Annotated in this window: 12 protein-coding genes; 11 read left to right on the top strand and 1 reads right to left on the bottom strand. The window is 58.8% G+C overall.

Translation table 11 applies throughout. The features are described 5' to 3' along the window. The first annotated feature begins 55 nt into the window (after positions 1-55). From BGE01nite_RS29390 to BGE01nite_RS14490, 8 genes are all read left to right on the top strand, one after another. A complete protein-coding gene (locus BGE01nite_RS29390; RefSeq protein ID WP_218032992.1) occupies positions 56-3,589 on the top strand; it encodes an FAD-dependent oxidoreductase in 3,534 nt (1,177 codons plus the stop codon). Between the two features lie 3 nt (positions 3,590-3,592). After that, the gene (locus BGE01nite_RS14460; RefSeq protein WP_146851189.1) at positions 3,593-5,074 is read left to right on the top strand and encodes a right-handed parallel beta-helix repeat-containing protein; all 1,482 of its coding nucleotides are present in this window, start codon (positions 3,593-3,595) and stop codon (positions 5,072-5,074) included. Between the two features lie 11 nt (positions 5,075-5,085). After that, on the top strand, positions 5,086-6,642 hold the full coding sequence (locus BGE01nite_RS14465; RefSeq protein ID WP_146851190.1) for a glycoside hydrolase family protein: 1,557 nt from the start codon (positions 5,086-5,088) through the stop codon (positions 6,640-6,642). 97 nt (positions 6,643-6,739) lie between these two features. Next, on the top strand, positions 6,740-8,314 hold the full coding sequence (locus BGE01nite_RS14470) for a sialidase family protein (RefSeq protein WP_146851191.1): 1,575 nt from the start codon (positions 6,740-6,742) through the stop codon (positions 8,312-8,314). Positions 8,315-8,364: 50 nt separating this feature from the next. Then, positions 8,365-9,123 carry a phosphatase PAP2 family protein gene (locus BGE01nite_RS14475; protein ID WP_146851192.1) on the top strand — a complete coding sequence of 253 codons (759 nt, stop codon included), beginning with the start codon at positions 8,365-8,367 and terminating at the stop codon, positions 9,121-9,123. Positions 9,124-9,165: 42 nt separating this feature from the next. Then, a complete protein-coding gene (locus BGE01nite_RS14480) occupies positions 9,166-10,413 on the top strand; it encodes a sialidase/neuraminidase family protein (protein WP_146851193.1) in 1,248 nt (415 codons plus the stop codon). An 8-nt stretch (positions 10,414-10,421) separates the two neighbouring features. Beyond that, a complete protein-coding gene (locus BGE01nite_RS14485) occupies positions 10,422-11,498 on the top strand; it encodes a dihydrodipicolinate synthase family protein (RefSeq protein ID WP_146851194.1) in 1,077 nt (358 codons plus the stop codon). A gap of 4 nt (positions 11,499-11,502) precedes the next feature. Further along, a complete protein-coding gene (locus BGE01nite_RS14490; protein WP_218032993.1) occupies positions 11,503-12,843 on the top strand; it encodes a hypothetical protein in 1,341 nt (446 codons plus the stop codon). Between the two features lie 19 nt (positions 12,844-12,862). Here the strand turns inward: BGE01nite_RS14490 and BGE01nite_RS14495 are convergent, their stop codons facing one another. Beyond that, positions 12,863-13,909 carry a hypothetical protein gene (locus tag BGE01nite_RS14495; RefSeq protein ID WP_146851195.1) on the bottom strand — a complete coding sequence of 349 codons (1,047 nt, stop codon included), beginning with the start codon at positions 13,907-13,909 and terminating at the stop codon, positions 12,863-12,865. Positions 13,910-13,999: 90 nt separating this feature from the next. Between BGE01nite_RS14495 and BGE01nite_RS14500 the strand changes: the two genes are divergently transcribed. From BGE01nite_RS14500 to BGE01nite_RS14510, 3 genes are all read left to right on the top strand, one after another. Continuing rightward, on the top strand, positions 14,000-15,229 hold the full coding sequence (locus BGE01nite_RS14500) for an alpha/beta hydrolase family protein (protein ID WP_146851196.1): 1,230 nt from the start codon (positions 14,000-14,002) through the stop codon (positions 15,227-15,229). 104 nt (positions 15,230-15,333) lie between these two features. Further along, positions 15,334-15,909: a transposase gene (locus BGE01nite_RS14505; RefSeq protein ID WP_146851197.1), complete on the top strand. Its 576-nt coding sequence runs from the start codon at positions 15,334-15,336 to the stop codon at positions 15,907-15,909. A gap of 162 nt (positions 15,910-16,071) precedes the next feature. Further along, the gene (locus tag BGE01nite_RS14510) at positions 16,072-19,860 is read left to right on the top strand and encodes an FAD-dependent oxidoreductase (protein ID WP_170266795.1); all 3,789 of its coding nucleotides are present in this window, start codon (positions 16,072-16,074) and stop codon (positions 19,858-19,860) included. Positions 19,861-19,876: the final 16 nt, after the last annotated feature.

The following is a 19,876-nucleotide window of genomic DNA, read 5'->3' on the forward strand; positions in this document are numbered from 1 at the left end:
TGGTCTGCTGGCTTTACCAGGAAAAGTCAGCACAGCGCTGACGTCTTGTAGGGGCATGAGATTTCCAACCCTCTCTCGAGTCCTTTTAGCCATCCTCAGCGTCACGGTCGCATGGTCGGCTGAGACGCCGCCCTATGTGGACCTTTCGCAGGAGACTGAGCGCCAGGTCATTGTGTCTCAGGGCACAGACAAGGTCTATCAAGGTCACCCGACCACGCTGCTGCTGCCGGATGGCAAAACGATGTTCTGCGTGTGGACGCATGGTCACGGTGGCGGCTGCGGGCCGATGAAGCGCAGTGATGACGGCGGCAAGACCTGGAGCGAGGAACTACCAGTGCCGGAGAACTGGAGCACGACGCGCAACTGCCCTGCCCTCTATCGCCTCACGGATCCGCAAGGAAAGACGCGCCTCTTCGTCTATGCAGGACAAGGCCCGGGCGGCACGCGACAGCCGGACAATGGCACGATGCAGCGCTCGTTCTCGATGGATGATGGCAAGACGTGGTCGCCGATGCAGAGCCTCAACCTGGAATGTGTGATGCCTTTCTGCACCATCATGCCGGTGGAGGGTGGAAAGAAGCTGATCGGCCTTTCCAACATCCGCCGCCCCGGTGAGACCAAGGACAAAAAGTCCAACGTCGTCACGCAGAGTGAATCCACGGATGGTGGTATGACCTGGAGCCCATGGCGTGTGCTGGTGGATCTGGGTGATCTGAAGCCCTGCGAACCGGAAGTGGTGCGCTCACCGAATGGCAAACAACTGCTCTGCCTGATCCGCGAAAACATCCGCAGCGAGCCCGCGCACTTCATCACCAGTGATGACGAAGGCAAGACATGGTCAGAAGTGAAGGCGCTGCCGCAAGGTCTGCATGGTGATCGCCACAAGGCGGTGTACACGAAGGATGGCAGGCTTGTGATCTGCTTCCGCGACATGGGCAAGAACAGCCCCACACGCACGCATTTCGTCGCCTGGGTCGGTCGCTATGAAGACATCATCAGCGGCAAGGATGCCGAGTATAAGGTGAAGCTGCTGCACAGCCACAAAGGCAGTGATTGCGGTTATCCAGGAGTCGAGCTTCTGCCCGATGGCACGGTCGTCGCGACCACGTATATCAAGTATCGCCCAGGTCCTGAGCTGAACTCTGTGGTGAGCACTCGCTTCACGCTTGCTGAAACCGACAAGGCGGAGAAGCAGGCCGGGAAGCCTGTCGCGCAAAAGGTCGCGGGCATTGTGCTGGATGACAGCGATGCCAAATACAGCGGTGCCTGGAAAGTCGGCGAGAAGCTGCCTGCGCTGGTCGGCTCATCGTATCGGCATGATGATCGCGCGAAGAAGTCCGCCGCGAGTGCTGTCTTCACGCCCGCGATTCCTGAGACCGGGAAGTATGAAGTGCGCCTGCTTTACAATCACGCCTCCAACCGTGCGAGCAATGCCACCATCATCATCCGTGGTGCGGATGGCGAGAAGAAGGTCACGCAGAACCAGCGCGAAGCCTGTCTGGAAGAGGGCATCCCGCGCTCGCTTGGCGTGTTTGCCTTTGCGAAGGGCAAGAAAGGAACCATCGAGATCAACAATGAAGGCGCTAATGGCTATGTTGTGGTGGATGGCCTGCAGCTCTTGTCCGAAGGCGAAGCCACGGGAGAACGCAACACACGCTCTTCCTCCGGCTTTCCCATGAAAACGAGCGCCAGTGCAGCCCCTGCGGTGCCGGTGAAGATTCCACCGCCGATGCTGCTGAAGAGTGCTGCGAAGGCGGAGAGTGTGGATGGGAAGTCGTATGATCTTGTGGTCATCGGCGGCACTCCCGGTGGCATCACTTGTGCGGTGCGGGCTGCGCGTGAAGGCTTGAGCGTGCTCCTGGTGAATCACACGCAGCATCTGGGCGGCTTCTCCACCAGTGGTGCGGGAGGCTGGGAGGCGCCGTATGACGGGCTGCGCTCGCCTTTGTATGGTGAGATTCTCAAGGGAGCTGCTGACTACTACAGCAAGACTTATGGTGAAGGTTCGCCGCAACACGTGGTGTCCATGCCAAGCAAGACGAGCAGGGCGCATATCGACCGTCCGAAAATCGAGCCACGCATCGCGGAGCTGCTTTTTAATGAAATGGTGGAGAAGGAGAAGACACTGACCGTGTTGCTGGGGCATATCATCACCAAGGCAAAGCGCGAGGGCTCGCTCATCCAGTCAGTGACTCTGAAACCAATGCATGGTGAGAAGGCCGTCACCGTCTCGGGGAAGATCTTTGCCGATGGCATGTATGAGGGCGATCTCATGGCTGCCGCAGATCTGAAGACGCAGATCGGCCGCGAAGCGCGCAGCCAGTATGGCGAGAAGCATGCGGGGGTCATCTATACCCAAGAGCGCCACAAGGAGCCCGGCCAGCGTGGCTTTCCCAAGGCGGCTGATGAAGGCACGCTGAACATTCGCTACAACAGCCACGCCACAGCGGACATCGTGGAAGGCCCGCAGAGCGGCGAGGCGGATGGCTCCGTGATGGCTTACAACTACCGGCTCATCCTCACGCGTGATCCGGCGAACCGAATCACGGTGCAGAAGCCTGCGAACTATGATCCTGCCATCGCCAAGGCTGCCGGAGGTGGCGGCTTTGTGCCCAATCTACCTAACCAAAAAGTCGCCTGGAACGGCGGTCGCCTCATCGGCCCGCAGAATGAATATCCAGGAGCCGACTGGCCGAAGCGTGAGGAGATCTCCAAGCGCTATCTCGAAGGCATGCTGATGCGCCTGTGGTGGGTGCAAAACGATCCCGAGGCACCGGAGAAGGATCGGAAGCAGTTCGCCAACTATGGACTGGCGGCGGATGAGTTTCCTGACAACCAGCATGCACCTTATGAGATCTACGTGCGCGAGGCACGCCGGCTCGTCGGACGATATGTTTTCAAGGAGCAGGACAACGTGGTCGCTCCAGGCATCTCCCGCACGCCGATCCATGTGGACAGCATCGCCATCACCGACTGGCCGGTGGATTCCGTGGCCTGCCTGCCGCGCAAAGCCCCGGGTGGCAGCACGGATGGCATTCTCTTCCTCGGTGAGGAGACACGCCCCGCGCAGGTGCCGTATCGCAGCCTGCTCGCCAAAGAGGTGGACAACCTCCTTGTGCCCGTAGCCCTCTCCGCCTCGCATATCGGATGGGGAGCGATTCGTCTCGAGCCTGTGTGGATGCAGGCTGGCGAGAGCGCAGGCTTCGCTGCCGCGCTCGCCATCAGAGGCAAGACCACCCCCGCTGCCCTCGATCCAGATGCATTGGTCCGCAAACTTGCCGCGAGCCATGTCATGGTGAGTTTCTTCAATGACCTCGATGTCACTTCCGATGACCCACGTGTAGCCGCCGCGCAGTATTTTGGCACCAAAGGGTTCTTCGCCAGCTATGATGCCAAGCTCGACGCACCGCTCTCCGCATCGGTGGAGGCAGTGTGGCAACGGGGCCTGGATGAACTGAAGAACGGCAAGCTGGATCCGATCAAACTCGCCAATGCAGTGCTGGCAGCCGAGGTCGCAACATCACCCGAAACCAAACAGACCAAAGGCGGCGCATTGGTGGCCATGTGGAAGAGTCTCAAAGCGCAGTGATCTATGAAACGGATTCTCTCACTCATTACTCTCCTCGCATTCACCCATGGTCTGGTCTCCGCAGCCGGGCCAGCGGCACCCGCAGAGCAGTCGGCGAATGGCTTTGAGCTGCGTGTTCCAGCGCCTGGGCCTGATGTGATCGCGGATGACATTCTGCAACAGGCGATCGACAAGGTCGCGGCGGCGGGTGGGGGCGTGGTGCTGCTGGGTGCGGGGGACTTCAAGCTTTCACGTCATGCGGATGATGAGACTGTCATCATCAAGAGCAACATCACTCTTCGTGGCCAGGGGTATGCCACGCATCTTTATTTCGACCCCAAGACACCGCCTAACGACTTGCGCTATTTTCCGATACGGATCGGAAGCGCGAAGGTGCCCGCGCACAATGTGGTGATCGAGCATCTGCGCTACACGGGGCATGACAAGGCCATCGGCGGAGGTTCCATCATGGGTTTCAATGCACGTCTGGATGAGCCTGAGTCGCTACTGCTTTCCTGTGACAATGTCACGGTCCGGAATTGCTGGATCTATGATGCCAAGCAGGCGGTGGGCTGCACGAAGGCGGCGACCTCCATGTATCTGGTCAAGCGTGTCATCAGCGCAGAGGAAGCGAAGGCGGCGGCTGAACCAGAGAAAGTGCGCAAAGGCTACTTTGATGAAGATCGCATGGCGACCCAGTTCAAGAACTGGCAGGTGCATCACAACTACATCGAGACCTGCGGCAACAAGGCGATCGAGCTGGCGGAGTGCAATGGCGGTCTCATCGCGGACAACCACATCGTGGATGTGATCGATGGTCCGCAAGTGATTTTTGGCAGCCGCAATGTGCAGATCAAGGACAACGTGGTCTACTTCAAAAGGACTGGTATCAATGTCAGCGAGGGCTCGCATCACATCCGCGTCAGCGGCAACCATGTGGAACCGATGCCCGAAGTCCGCCAAGGAGCGGTGCTTCCCTGCCTCTTCTTCCGCACCGAGCCGCTGCCGCTGCACTCCAAGGTTCATGACGTGGTGGTCACGGGAAACATCTTCCGCAACCAGCACACCACGCCAAAGTGCACCCTGCACTTCGTGACCCGGCCCGAGGCGCTTTCCTGCGTGTATGAGGGCATCACCTTCACCGGCAATGTTTTCGATGGAGATGCCTACCTCCTCGATCCGCGCATGCCGGGCCTGACGACAATTCGCGACATCATCTTTGCCGACAATGTCTGCGAAGGAGACGTGCACTCCGAATCCCAGAGCAAAATGAAGTCAAGCCACGTGCTGGTGCGCGGAAACATGATGCGCAATGCCAGCACCTGTATAATCAAAGCCAGCGGATGGATCTGGTCTGGCAACACGCACGTCAATGGCACGGTGGAGGTCGCAAAAGATGCTGAAGCCAGCATCATCCGTGACAACGTGACGGCGGCTCCGATCACGGATCACGGCAAAGACACCGTCTCAACGGGGAATCTGGTGATGAAGAAGTCCAAGGACTAACTATTGATGCCATGCAACTCCCCTCATCTGCGAAAAGCATCCTGACATGCCTGGTCCTCGCGACAGTTCTTCCTGTGTCATTGCTGGCACAGCAAGTCACACTGGCACGCCCAGCTGCGCCTTCGTTGAAGAAGGGTGAAAAGCAGCTCTTTGTGGACAGCGTGATGATCCGCAGCAAGCAGGGTGTCACGCGAGTCGTCCACCCGGCGAAGAAGCTCGAGAAGCCGGTGCTCACCGCAGAAATGCCCTGGGAGGTGAGAATCAAGGACGGCGTCATCGACAAACGAGTGAACATCTACGGAACGGTGATGCGCGATGAGAAGAGCGGCGGTTTCAAGATGTGGTATGCAGATCCTGGCAGTGTGCTCTTTGCCACCTCCACGGACGGCATTCACTGGGAACGTCCCATTCTGAAGATCAACGGCAAGACCAATGAAACGGACCTGCATCTTCACAGTGCCAGCATCATTGATGACAAGTTCGAGACGGATCCCGAGAAGCGCTTCAAGGCGGTCGGCAATGCAAGCAAGGGCGTGGACAACGCGAAGCTGCAGAGGCTGAAGGACAAGTTTGAAATGGTCGACTGGTATCGGGACAAAGACCATCGTCTGTATTACGCGGCTCATTCGGCGGATGGTCTGCGCTGGACGGTCGACCCTGAACCGATTCTGCTCGGTTGTGACACCATCACGCTCTCACAGGACCCGGTCACTGGCGAATATCTGGCCTTTCACAAACGGCAGGGTGATCCTCGCGTGGTGGGGATCCGCCATGTCTTCCTTTCGGTGAGCAAAGACATGAAGCACTGGTCCGAGCCGCATCCTGTGGTCGTGGCGGATGAAGTGGACAACAAAGCCACTCGCAAGCTGAAGGGCGGAACCTACTCTGAATACTACAATCTTTCTGCCTTTCCTTATGCCGGGCAGTGGCTGGGATTCGTCACTCACTTTCGTCGTGTTGAACCTGCCTCCGTCTTGTTTGGCGATGATGGGGTCAATGGTCAGAAGAGAGGTGCAGCTGGCATCATTGATGTCCAGCTTGTCACGAGCCGTGATGGCCGGCATTGGGATCGCTGCTCCGACCGCAGTCCGGTGATTCCACTGGGACCGCATGCATATGATGCCGGCAGCATTTTTGGTTTGTGCAATGCGCCCGTGATCGTGGGGGATGAGATGTGGATGTACTACACGGCAGCGACGACACCGCATGGCGGCCAGCCACCGGAGAAACAGCAATCCATCGCCCGGGCATCCTGGCGCATCGATGGGCTGGCTTCTTTGCAGGCGGGTGAGAAAGGCGGTAGCATCGAGACCCACGACTTCATCCCCGAGGGCAGGCATCTCTCCGTGAATGCGGATGTCAGCAAGGGTGGCCTCAGAGTTGAAGTTCTGGATGCTGATGGCGGCACGATCCAAGGCTATGAGAAAGAGTCCTCCGCCATCGAAGCCAAGGATGCTGTGAAACTGGCGGTGCGCTGGGGAGATGTGACGGAGCTGCCTGCTGGCGTGCCGATCCGACTGCGCTTTCATCTTCAGAACGGCGACTTGTTCAGCTACGTCATTGATTGATCACCACTGAGATGACAGGGGCGGCGAAAGGTGATGCTCCAGTTTCGAAGAATGGCGGCGCTTGAAGTGACTTCCTGGCTGAGCCAGCGTGAGCCACATGCGAACCTTTCTCTTGCACACCGCACTGCTCGCTTCCACGGCCTTGGGCTTTGGGGCGGAAGCTCATGAAACGACGCCGATCTGCCTGAATGCGAACCAGCTCTCCATTGCGACCGGGCAACCTTCGCTGGTGCTGATGTCGAATGGCTCTGTGCATATCCCGGTGTGGTCGCTTTCCGGTGGCACGGTGGGGCAGTCGGTATCAGGCCTTGTGGGCAGTCTGCCGAGCACCTGCAGCGCGGTGAAGGTGGAGATCGTAGTGACCACGACTGAGGCTGCGCCAAGCCCTGATCTGGAGGATGTTTATCGCGTCCACCTTTCGCAGATGGTGGAGGGCGCGCCCTTCACAGAGCGCTACCGCCTGGGCACTCCGGTGAGCACACCGATGACCACAAGCCCTCTCCACACGCGGACGATCCTTTTGGAGTCTTACTACGAAGTGGTGCCGAATGCGCCGCTGTGGGTGCGCATTCAGCGTGAGCCGGGTGATGCTGCGGACACCTTCACCAAGCCCACTGGGCTGGCGATGGTGAAGGTCACGCCAGTCGATGCGCCCGCAAAGCCGCATGTGGTGCAGGATGTCAAAGGTTACAATTCGTGGCCGATGATGCAGGCCATCGGCAACAAGCTGGTCTGCGTGTACACGCGCGGCACAGCACACACGATCGATGAGGGCAGACGCGATGCTTATGCCCGCACCTCCGCCGATGGCGGCAAAACATGGACGCCGGAAACCGTGGTCGCCAACTCACCCGACCACGGCGAGGTCCCGGTCGGAAAAGGACTGGATGCCAACGGGGCGATGCTGCTCTGGCTGCGACGCATCGGCAAGGGCGAGTGGGCGCACGATCTCTACCGCACCACGGACGGCGTGACGTTCACCCTGGTGGCTACTCCTAAACTTTCCGTTAGGCCGATGCAGATCACGGATGTCTTCACGGTGCCGAAGGTCGGGCTCATGGCGCTGTGGTTTGCCGGAGACTATGGCGACAAGCCGACGAACGCCTGGGGCATTGTGACTAGCAAAGACAATGGCGCGACCTGGACCCAAACCACCGTGGAGTCCTGGCTGCCCAAGAATGACTGGCCCACCGAGCCTGCCGCCGTCTATCTCGGTGATGGCAAGATCCTCGTTATCGCCCGCTCGGAGCCCGGCCCGGTGCAGTTCCAGATCGTCTCCACTGATTACGGTGCCACTTGGAAGCGCGAGCCTACAAACATTGGTGACATCCTCGGTTCCACGCCAAGCTTGGTCCTTGATGCCAAGACGAGCCTGGTCAGCAACTACCACTATCACCGTGGCAAGGGCTTCGTGCGGAGGCGCGTTGTCGATGCGCAGAAGATCTTCAACCATCCGCGCAGCTGGCCGGCTTCCGAGGTTGTCGCCATCGGGAGCACCAGCACCTGGGATGCCGGCAATGCGAACGCCACGGTGATCGGGGACACGCATTACGTCACTTTCTACTCCGGCAAGGCGCCTGACACATCGGTGCTGGTTTCCGAGCTCCCGGCTCCGAGAGGTGGGAAGGGGCCCGCGAAATCATCGGATGCCGATCAATCGGCCAAACAGTAAGGGCCATCGGGACGTATCGTCATGGAGTTCAAACCTAGCGCCGAATCTCCATGCCCAGCCCGCGATCTCCGCTTTCCTTTCTCGTCACTCTTCGCGAGCGGCTGGCGAGCCGTGGGCTTCTGGAAGCGGCTGTGCTGTTGAGCCTGCTCGCCCTGGTCAGCAGCGCGTGGATCTTTGTGGAGATTGCCGATGAGGTGCGTGAAGGTGAGTTGCAGCACTATGATGAGCTTGTGCTTCGCTCACTGCGCTCGCCGGATGATCCCACGCAGCCGCGCGGACCGGCTTGGCTGCTGCCGGTTGCACGTGATGTCACGGCTCTCGGTGGATCCACTCTCATCACGCTGATCACACTTGGCACGGTTGGCTTTCTCACCCTGCGGCGAAAGTGGCACACCAGCTTGCTCGTCCTCACCTCCATCGCGGGCGGAGGGCTTGTCAATGCTGCGCTCAAGACAGTCTTCAGCCGAAACAGACCTAGCGTGGTGCCGCATCTGGTGGATGTCACCTCGCTCAGTTTCCCGAGCGGGCATTCGATGCTTTCAGCCATCACCTACCTCACGCTTGGTGCGCTCCTCGCACGAACGACGGCGGATCGCAGGATCAAGGTCTACCTCCTCGGCCTTGCGGCCACGCTGGTGCTACTGATCGGCCTGACTCGTCTCTATCTCGGTGTGCATTTTCCCACGGATGTTCTCGCCGGATGGTGTGCAGGCATTGTCTGGGCCCTTTTCTGTGCACTCATCGCACGCTGGCTTCAGCGGCGTGGCGCTGTGGAAAAGGAGACACCTGCTCAGCCCGCTGGTCAGTGATAATCACCAGCAATCTCAAGCTGGTGAACACGTTTAGGGAGAGTGACTTCCCATCTTCCGAAACTCTCGCTTCTTCTCGCCCTCACCTTTTTGAGCGAGCCATCAAAGGCCGATGCGCAGGCCAAGCCTCTAGCTCAGGATCACACGATCGTGTTTCACAATCCTGATCCTGAACGCTACGTGGAAGGTCCTGGCTTGGTGAAGCTGGATGACGGTGCATTGCTCGCGGTGGTGCCCGTGGTGCCACGTGAGGAGTGGAGTGTGGAGCGCCGTGCCACACAGAGCCGCACGCACATCCTGCGCAGTATGGATGGTGGCCAGAGCTGGCAGCAGAGTTCAGAGCTTCCGTACTACTCCGCCGCACCTTGGGTGCATCAGGGCACCCTTTATCTCTTTGCGAACAAAGGCGGCACCAAGTCACGCAATGATGATCTCCTGCTGCTCAAAAGCGCTGATGGCGGCAAGACGTGGTCGGAGCCAGTGACGCTCTTCAAAGGTCACTTCTGGAACTGCCACACGGGGATGGTGCAGCGTGACAACCACCTTTACTGGGCCACGGATGATCTTTCGTTAGGCAAGAATCGCGGGCCGCGTGTCATCGCGGGTGATCTATCGGGTGATGTGATGAACCCAAGCGCGTGGCGCTTGTCGGAGCCCGTGCCCTTTCCAGGAGTGCCTGATGCGCTGACGAACCCTAAATTTGCCGAACTGACGAGCCAGTATCTGGAGCCGAATGTCATCGATGTGCAAGGCCAGCTGCGAGTGATGATGACCGTGAAGCCGAAACGCCAGTCCACGGCAGGTCTGGGCGCTGTGCTGGACTTTGAGGACAAGGGTGGGCCGATTGACCTGAAGTTTACGCAGTATCATCCCATGCAGGGCGGACAGTTAAAGTTCTGCATCATCCGGGATGAGAAATCGAAGATGTTCTGGGCCACGGCCAACATCGTGGTGGACAGCCAGGGAGCTTTTGACTGGTATAGAAAGGGTGAGAAGAGCGGCAATGTTCGTTACGCCAGTGGCGTGGGTGGCAATGACCGCCGCTTTCTCATGCTCATGTATGGTCTCGATGGCATGAACTGGTTTCAGGCGGGCTGTGTGGCGCAGGCAGGCAAGGTCTCGCAGTCCTTCATGTATGCTCGGCCTGTTATTGATGGTGATGACCTGGCCATCATCGCACGCAGCAGCATCAACGCGCCTAACCAGCATGATGCTGACTATGCGACCTTTCACCGCGTGAAGAACTTTCGCAGCCTGGCGCTGAAGCTGACTCCTGAACCTGAAAACTGATCCCAATCATGAAAGAGAACCTCACACGACGACAGATGATCGGAGCCAGCATCGTGGGCGCATCGAGCCTGCTAGCCGAAGGCTTGCTGAATGCCGATGAGAAGAGTGTGCCGGTGGCAGGTGCGGATCCACGAGTGCGCGGGCCGTTTCCCATCCTCACGACACCCTTCACCGAAACGGGTGCGGTGGACTATGAGGTGCTGGCGAACCAGGCGCGCTTTGTGGACTGGGGTGGATGTCCCGGGATGATCTGGCCGCAGTCAGGTGACAGTGTGGACCTGCTCACCCTGGACGAAAAAATGCGCGGGATGGAAGTGCTGGCCGACACAACACGAACGCTGCGCACGGCACTCTGTCTCGGTGTGCAGGGGAAGGACGCTGAGGAGATGCTGGCCTTTGCCAAGCATGCGGAGAAGCTCGCGCCTGCGGCAATCATTTCACGTCCGCCGGACAATGGACGCACGGAGGAGGATCTGCGGCAGTATTGGCGTGCGCTGGCTGCGGCGACGAAGCTGCCGGTGATTCTGCAGACAACGGGAGGCGTGGCCTACAAAGGTCCGGTGCCTTCCGTCAAGATGATGATCGAACTGGCGAAGGAGTTTCCTCACTTCGGCTACATCAAGGAGGAGGCCGCCCCCATCATTGCCCGCACGCGTGAGCTGCTGGCCGCGAAGCCTCCGATTCGCCGCGTGTTCAGCGCGCGCGGTGCCCATGGCTGGCTCTACGAGTCACACCTCGGCACAGAAGGCCTGATCACGGAACGGGCTGTGTATGCGGATGTGCTCACGCGTGTCTGGGAACTGATGCAGAGCGGAAAAGACCCGGACACGGTGCGCGATATTCACGCGAAGCTGCTGCTGCTCTTCAATCTCGGCCAGCATCTGCCCGGTGGTGATCTGCGGGGCTTCCAACTGCATCTTTGGAAGAAGCGCGGTGTATTCAAGAACATGATCTCGCGCCAGTATGGGCCGAAGCAGAGCATCCCTGACAAGCCGATCTTCTCCGAGCTTAAACTGAGCGCGGAGGAGGTGGCGGAGATCGACTTCCGATTTGAGGCCCTGACGCCCTACCTTAAAAGAGCCTAAGCCTATGAATCTGTCCCTCACGACACTGGCAGCATCTCTTGCGACCTTCACGGTCTGCTCTACTGCACCGACTCGATTGGGCGCCGATGACGGAAAAGCGGAGCCTGGATCAAAAAACTGGCAGCAGAACGCTGCCGAGCATGCACGGATCCTGTCCCAGGTGAAGTGGACACCGGTGGCTGCTACTATGCCTAACCGAAAGGGTGGCTTCTTCGAAGCTGGCAAGGAGCTCACGGGTGTACCCTACTCCAGCGTGAGATCGGAAGGGCGCTATATTGGGTTCGACATTGGGCTGCGGACCTTTCTCGCGGCGGTGGAGAATCCGCACAGTGTGCTCTACACGGAGAACCTGACGGGCAAGGTCTCCAACGCGGCCGCCTATTACGGCAGCGTGTGCTCTGCCTACACCAGCTATGCGCTGGGATGCGGGATCTGGGAGGTGAGCAGGCGCTATGGTCCGCAGGTCAGTGATGGCATTCAACGGGTGGAGGCTCAATCAGCAGAAGCCGCACAGGTGGGTGATGTGATCTACACCCCGCACGCCACGGAGACATCCGGCTCGCACGTAGAGATTGTGACGGCGGTAACCAAGGATGCCCAAGGACATGTGGTTTCCTTGCGGGTCGATGAGAGCCGCCCGCCGACGACGCAGACCACGGAACGCAGCGCCGTGAACTTCAACGCGCACCTGGCCTCCCGAGACAAGCAACTCTTCCGCATCACTGATCGGGATGCCTGGCGCGGAACCAATCGCGCCGAGCCCCTGCTCTTTCCCAACCATGAGGCCGATGCAGCGCCCGCGATGATCAACCGCACGCTGTTGCTCGATCTCGGAGACTGGGTGCCGTATCAGAAGGGACAGCCGGTTAAATTCAATGTCATGGATCGTGACCAACGCGGCGTGAAGAGCCTGGTCATCCGACGTGATGAGCAAACAGTGGAAGAGATCGCGATCAACGGTCCGGGTGTTCACGAACGCAGCTTTGACACCTGTGGTGACTACATGGCGCATGTGGTGCATGCGGATGGATCAATGAGCCAGGCCTGCGAGTTTGCCGTGTGTGATCTCAAGCTGAAACTGCCTGAAGGCGAGGTGACGATGAACGGTGGCTGGGAGGCCAGATTCCGTGCTGAGAACATGAAGCCGATCGTCATCTATCTCTGGAACACGGCGGACAGCTACGGACGGCATCCGATCTTTCTGACGGAGGAGCAGCGACGGAGCGGAGCCATCACCATTCCCACAGGACTGCTCAAGAAGCCGGGCACCTTGCAGGTCTGGCTGATCGGTGAGCACAAGCTCGGCAGGCTCAAGCTGCGCAAGGATGTGCCGATGATCCAGTAGAACGGATCACCACCGTCATCTAAGCACGCACACCCAGATGGCGGCGAAGCTCCTGCACGAGAGGCTCACGGGCTTCGCCTTGGAATCGAAGCATGAAGGGCCGCCAGTTGTTATCATAAGGTGAGTCTGCTTTTCCGTGAAGGAAGAGCAGCATCATGGCAAACGCTCCGGCGATCACATCTTCACGTGTCTTCACGCCTTCGAGGAGTGCTTTGATGATCTTCGGTGGATGGAACTCTTGAATCTCCAGCATCACCTGAGTCATTGAGGGGCTTTGATCAGCTTCCTGGAGTGCAGTCATAAGCACCTCGGTGCGCTGTTTATTCGTGAAGAGCGAGGTGGCGTGAGAGATGAGGTCGATTTTTTGATCAAGGTTGGCGCTCTCAAAGGCCCCGCGCAGATGCTTGCGGGCGCGCGGAGAATCTAAAGCCGCCAGGGCTTCTACATCCCGCCAGTCTCCTAATGGGCGATTGATCAGAAGGTCCTCGATCTGCTTCCGTTCCTTGGGCTTGGCGGACTCAAAGACGTTGAGGTCGTAGCCGATGCCATCGTGCCAGCGCTCGTAGTTCATCTCCATGCTTTCCAGGAACTGGGTCACGAGTGGTGAAGCGGAACGAGGTTTGATCTCAGGCCGCGGATCCTCCAGTTGCTCGCTGAAATACCGAGCCGCCTCCCTGGCACGCTGGACTGCTTCTTCCTGCCTCGCCTGAAGCTCCGCGTCTGCAGCTCTCTGGCGGGCCTCCATTTCAGCGCGGATGGCATCCATGTTGGGATAAGCAGCAGGGTCGTCCGGTGGCTCGACCACGAAATAGAATCGCTTTGCATCGGTAAACTCGCCACTCTGGATCGAGCTGTTGCGCTCACGGAAATCGATTTCGTCATCGGACACTCGTGCACGAGTGGTCACCTTCTTGGTGAACTTCAACATGGCACCTGCAGGAGGTGCGGGAAAGCCGCCGCCAAGGTGGTCGATGCTGTTTCCAGCGGCCAGCTCGGCATGGATGAGCTGCTGGAGAACAGCGGGGAACTCCGCGATTGCTCGCGCTTGGTCATCAGAGAGGCTCATGAAAAAGAATATCTGGAATCTGATCTTAGATACAAACTCCTGTGTTTGAAAGTTTCCAAGCTCAGACCTCTAGTGAATGCCCACGAATCCATGAAACTGATCCTCGCACTCTTTTTCGCCAGTCTTGCTGCCATCCACGCTGCCGATGAGCGGCTGCTCTCGCTCATCGTGCCACCGGGGGAGGGCGATCGTTTTGAGCATGCTGAGTTCTCCTGCTGGCTGCCGGATGCGGGAAAGCCTGTGAGAACGGTGATTATTCATCAGCATGGCTGCACGAATGCATCGCCGGAAAAGCATCCGCCGATCACGGGAGACTGGCACTGGCGTGCTCTGGCACGGAAGCATAACTGCGCGCTGCTGGTGCCGATGTATCATGTGGCAGGAGGCTGTGATGAATGGAACAATCCGGACAGTGGCTCTGAGCGTGCCTTGATGACAGCTCTGGCTGATTTCGCGAAACAGTCTGGGTGCGCAGAACTCAAGGATGCTCCCTGGGTCTTGTGGGGGCACTCGGGTGGATCGAGCTGGTCCGCGCAGATGATCGCGCGGCATCCGAAACGCGTGCTGGCGGCTTCTTTCCGAGGTGGATGTCACAAGCAGTTTGGTGATCCTGAGTTTCGTGCGCGCTTTGGTCCGTTGGCACGTGAGATCCCGTTACTTTTTGTTTGGGGAAAGCGTGAGACGGTGCCGACATCGAGTCACTTTGTCTCCTGGGAGCCGATGAACACGATGTTTCGTGAACTTCGTTTGCTGGGTGGTCATGTGTGCCGTGTTATTGATCCGCGCTCTGAGCATAACTGTGATGACTCGCGGCTCATGAGCATCAATTTTTTTGATGCGGTGCTTTCAGGCGAGAGCAAACCGGGCGCGCTTGCGAGCCTCGAGAAGCTGGAGATGAAGGAATTGTCTGGCGCCTATGAGATCGATCCGTCTCTTGCCTGGATGCCCAACCAACGATTGGCACAGATGTGGCAGGAGTTTTCCAAGACTGGCACGTTTAAGACAGAGTCGGCACCGCTGAATGCGCCTCTGCTGGAGGCGAAGCGTGAGTCCCCCGAGGTCATTCGTCTGACATGGAGTGTGGATCCTGCTCTCGATGGCGGGCTGCGAGTGGTGCGGGTCTATCGTGATGGCAAGCCCTTGAAGGATCTTGGACTCAAGGACGGCGCTTATCTGGCCACGGCGCGAGATTCCACGCCTGAAGAACTGCGCGTGGCGACCTTCATCGACAATGCCAAGAAGCCTCACACCTATGCGGTGAGCTTTCTGGACAATGCGGGTCATGAGTCTCCTTTGAGTGCGAAGGTGAAGGTGGAGTAGGCCACGGGCATCTTTGGACTGCGGCAGCCTGCTGCCGCTTTGTGTCATGGCAGCCCTGCTGCCGAAAAATTGACTCCGTTTCTCCCTCCCGCTAAATGGCTCATATGGACAACCTGCCCTCCGATGAGGATAGCCTGAAAGGAACGCGTGACTGGCCTCACGCACCGCCGCATCGGTTGGATCAGGCCGGGGTCTACTTCGTCACGGCACGCACTCGCGATTCCGCTCAATTATTCGACACTCGTGAACGCAGAGATTGGTTTCAAGAGCTGTTGCTGAAGGGCTTTCATGAGGTCGGGTGGAAAACCGAAGCGTGGGCGGTGCTTTCGAATCACTATCATGTGGTGGCTCACAGTCCCGGCGGGAGTGCCGAGACGCTGGGGCCGCTTTTACAGAAGCTTCATAGCCTCTCAACCAAACGGCTCAACTTAGAGGATGGCATACCAGGACGAACGCGTCTTTGGCAGAACTATCGGGAGACGCATCTCACCTATCAGCGAAGCTATCTGGCGAGGCTGAACTATGTGCATCAGAATCCAAAGCATCATGGATTAGTGGGACTGGCGTCGCAGTGGCCTTGGTGCAGTGCGGCTGCATTCAAGGCGACGGCTTCGCAGGCGTGGGTAAGGACGATTGCTAGTTTTCAGTTTGATGAGATTGCGAGGGAGGACGGGGAGTGAAAGGGGGCGGGTTCATTTTGCGAGCAGACGCCAGCAGGGCTGGCTGGGGAAAGCGGCAGCAGGGCTGCCGCAGTCCAAGGACGACGACTTCGCCGTGGTCATGGCAACAAACCATGCAGAAGAGGGCGTGGGTGGCGTTTTGAGGGGATGTCCAACCTGACTATGAAATGCCTCTTGGGGGCGCTCGCTCTTGTTTGCTCTGCCATCAGCCTCAGGGCTGAGACGATTCAGGCGGATCTTTGTGTGTATGAGGCCACACCGGGTGGCATTGCGATGGCGGTGCGGGCGGCGCGTGAGGGGCTGGATGTGGTGCTGGTGAATCATAACCAGCATCTCGGGGGTATTCTCTCCAGTGGGCTCGGGGTGTGGGACACGCTGTGGGAGGGGAAGCGGTCGCCGATCTATGATGAGGCGCGACAGGCGGTCTTTGACCACTACCGCACGACCTATGGGGAGAAGTCGCCGCAGTATCGGGATGCGCTGCCGGGAAAGGGCGGGCATACGAATGGCAAGTTTGAGGCGAAGGTGGCGGAAGAGGTGCTGACGAAGCTTGTGACGCAGGAGAAGAAGATCACGCTCATTAAGGGTTTTTATCCGGCGTCGGTGAGCCGTGAGGGTGCGGTGCTGAAGACGGTGACGTTTCGTAGAACGGGTTTTCAACCCGTTCAGCCCGGAGAACGAGTTGAAAACTCGTTTTACGTCCAGGCCAGAGTGTTTGCGGATTGCAGTTATGAGGGTGATCTCGCAGCGGTGGCGAAGGTGCCGTACCGGCTGGGACGAGAAGCGCGGGATGAGTTCAAGGAGCCGCACGCGGGTGTGATCTATATGTCATCCGTGAAGGCTGAGGCGGCACCGGAATTCGCGCGGCAGGCGGAGTTGCATCGTCAGCTCAAGCTTCGGAAGTTCGGCGGCATCCAGAAGATCAAGCAGCCGGACAGCACGGGGGAGGCCGATGGGAATGTGCAGGCCTTTAATTATCGCACCATGCTGAGCTCGGATCCGGCGAACCGGATGCCGGTGGAGAAGCCGGCTGGTTATGATCCTGAGAAGATGAAGCTGCTGGAGCATGGCTCCATCGTGTCACCCATCCCGAACAAAAAGCGTGGATGGAACCGTCCACAGCTCGTGGGCATTCACACGAGCTATGTGGAGGCTGACTGGGAAGGCCGGCAGAAGGTGATGGATGCGCATTGGGATGCGGCGATGGCGCTGCTGTATTTTTTACAGAATGATCCTTCGGTAGAGCCTGCGCGGCAGAAGTCCTGGCGCGAGTTTGGGCTGGCGAAAGATGAGTTCACCGACAACGGGCATCGACCGCATGAGTTTTATGTGCGCGAGGCACGGCGCATCACGGGGCGCTATGTTTTCACGCAGCATGACGCGATGCTTGCCGAAGGCCTGGAGCGTGCGCCGGTGCATGAGGACAGCATCGGCGTGACGGAATGGTATCTCGACACGCATGCCTGCACTCCCCGGCATATCCCGGGGGCGCTGGAGGAGGGCAAGATGATGCTAGATGTGGAGACCTTTCCGGGGCAGGTGCCGTATCGCACACTGCTGCCGCAGGGGGTGGGCAATCTGCTCGTGCCTGTGTGTCTCTCATGCACGCATGTGGCCTGGGGCACAGTGCGACTGGAGCCGACGTGGATGAACATTTGCGAGTCGGCCGGACATGCGGCGGCGCTGGCGATTCAGACGAAGGTCACGCCCGCAGAGCTGGATGTGAGCCTGCTGCAGCGGAAGCTGGTGGAGAGCCATGTGATGGTGAATTTCTTCAATGATGTGGATGTGGCTTCCAAGGATCCGCGCGTGGCTGCGGCGCAGTATTTTGCCACGAAGGGTTTCTTTGCGGACTACAATGCACGACTCGATGAACCGCTGACGGAAAGCGTGCGCAAGGCGTGGGGCGTGGGTCTAACGGCCATGCGTGAGGGCAAGCTGAAGCCGATGGAGATCGTGAAGCTGGTGCATGTGGCTGAGGCGGAGAAATCTCCCACCACGAACCGGACGCGAGGCGAGGCGCTGCTGAACCTGTGGAAGAAGTTGCCTGCGGCGAGTGTTCCCGAAAAGAAGAAGACTGCAGCCGTCATTCGCAAGCCACTGAAGGTGGAGCCTGTGCGCGCCAGCACGGCGCAGGAGGTGGAAGGCAAGGCTTATGATGTGGTGGTCATCGGCGGCACGCCGGGCGGCATTGCCAGTGCGGTGCGCGCGGCACGTGAGGGACTCTCGGTGTTGCTGGTGCAGCACAACAAACATCTCGGTGGCATGGTGACGAACGGGCTCATGCAGTGGGATGCACTGTATGGCGGGCATCGCTCGCCAATCTTCAATGAGTATGCGAGGAGCATCGAAGACTACTACCGTGAGACTTATGGCGAAGGGTCACGGCAGCACTCGTCGGCGCGTTACACGCAGACGCATTATCCGATGGGGCGCATGGAGCCTGGGGTGGCCGAGCATCTGTTTAACAAGATGGTTTCAGCGGAGAAGAACATCACGACGCTGCTTTCACATTATCCCGTGGAGGTCGTCAGAGAAGGGGCGCTGATTCGCAAGGTGGCGTTGCTGGAAAGTAGAACGGGTTTTCAACCCGTTCGGAAGGATGAACGAGTTGAAAACTCGTTCTACGTCACTGCCAGCACCTATATCGACGCCACGTATGAAGGTGATCTCGCGGCTGTGGCGAAGGTGGCATATCGTGTGGGACGTGAAGGGCGTGATGAGTATGGCGAACCGCATGCGGGGAAGGTTTTCACCAACATCAGTGGCGATACCGGGCCGAAGGATGTGCTGGACGGAGAGCTGAATCTGCACACTTACGGGCATGTTCAGGGGACCATTGATGAAACAAGCCCTTTCACAGCGGATGGAGCCATTCAGGCTTTCAATCATCGCTTTTGCCTAACGAACGAAGCGGGAAACATTCGACTCCCGGAGAAGCCGACGGGTTATAATCGCGAGGAGTATGTGAACTACAATCGCATGGGCATGAATGCGGGGGGACTGTGCGGGAAGAGCACGTTTAACAGCCCGATCCTGCCTGGAGAGAATCATGCGTATCCAGATGCAAGCTGGCCGGAGCGCGAGAAGATCATCCAGCGGCACACGAATTTCGCGCTCGGGCTCATGTGGTTTTTGCAAAATGATGAGTCCGTCCTTCCGGCCAAGCGCGAGGCCTGCCGCCTCATCGGCCTGCCGCTGGATGAGTATGTGGACAATGACAACCTGCCCTATGAGCTTTATGTGCGCGAGGCGCGACGCATTGTCGGACGGCATGTCTTCACGGAACAGGACAACAGCGCGGCGCCGGGTCTCACACGCACGCCGGTGTTTGCGGACAGCATCGCCTTCACGGACTGGTCCATGGACTCGCATGACTGCAGCAAGGACCGACGTCCGGGGTATGCCTATGATGGCAAGCTGATCCTGACTGAGGAGACACGTCCGGCGCAGATTCCGTATCGAAGCCTGCTGCCAAAGGATGTGGACAATCTGCTCGTGCCGGTGTGCCTGAGCGCCACGCATGTGGCCTGGGGCGCGGTGCGGCTGGAGCCTGTGTGGATGCAGGTCGGTGAGGCTGCGGGATATGCGGCGGCACTGGCGAAGAAGCAGAGGACCACGGTTGGGAAGCTCGATTCCGATCTGCTGGTGCGCACCTTGGTGACGAACAAACATTTCGTCAGTTTCTTCAATGAGCTGCTCAAGCAGGATGCGCATCCAGCGATGGCTGCGGCGCAATACTTTGGCGGACAAGGTTTCTTTGCGGACTACAACATCGCTCTCGATGAGCCGCTGAAGCAGGCGACTGCCGAAGTTTGGGCACGAAAGATCGATGATCCGCAGAAGCGCGCGCTGGCGGTTGCGGAGGCAGAGAAGTCCCCTGCCCTGGCTTCTGGCAAGACACGCGGAGAGGCTTTGAAGGAGATGTTTGATGCTTTGATGAAGCATTGAGCTGCCTCGCAGCGTT

Source organism: Prosthecobacter gellanilyticus, assembly GCF_007992435.1.
Lineage (GTDB): Bacteria > Verrucomicrobiota > Verrucomicrobiia > Verrucomicrobiales > Verrucomicrobiaceae > Prosthecobacter > Prosthecobacter gellanilyticus.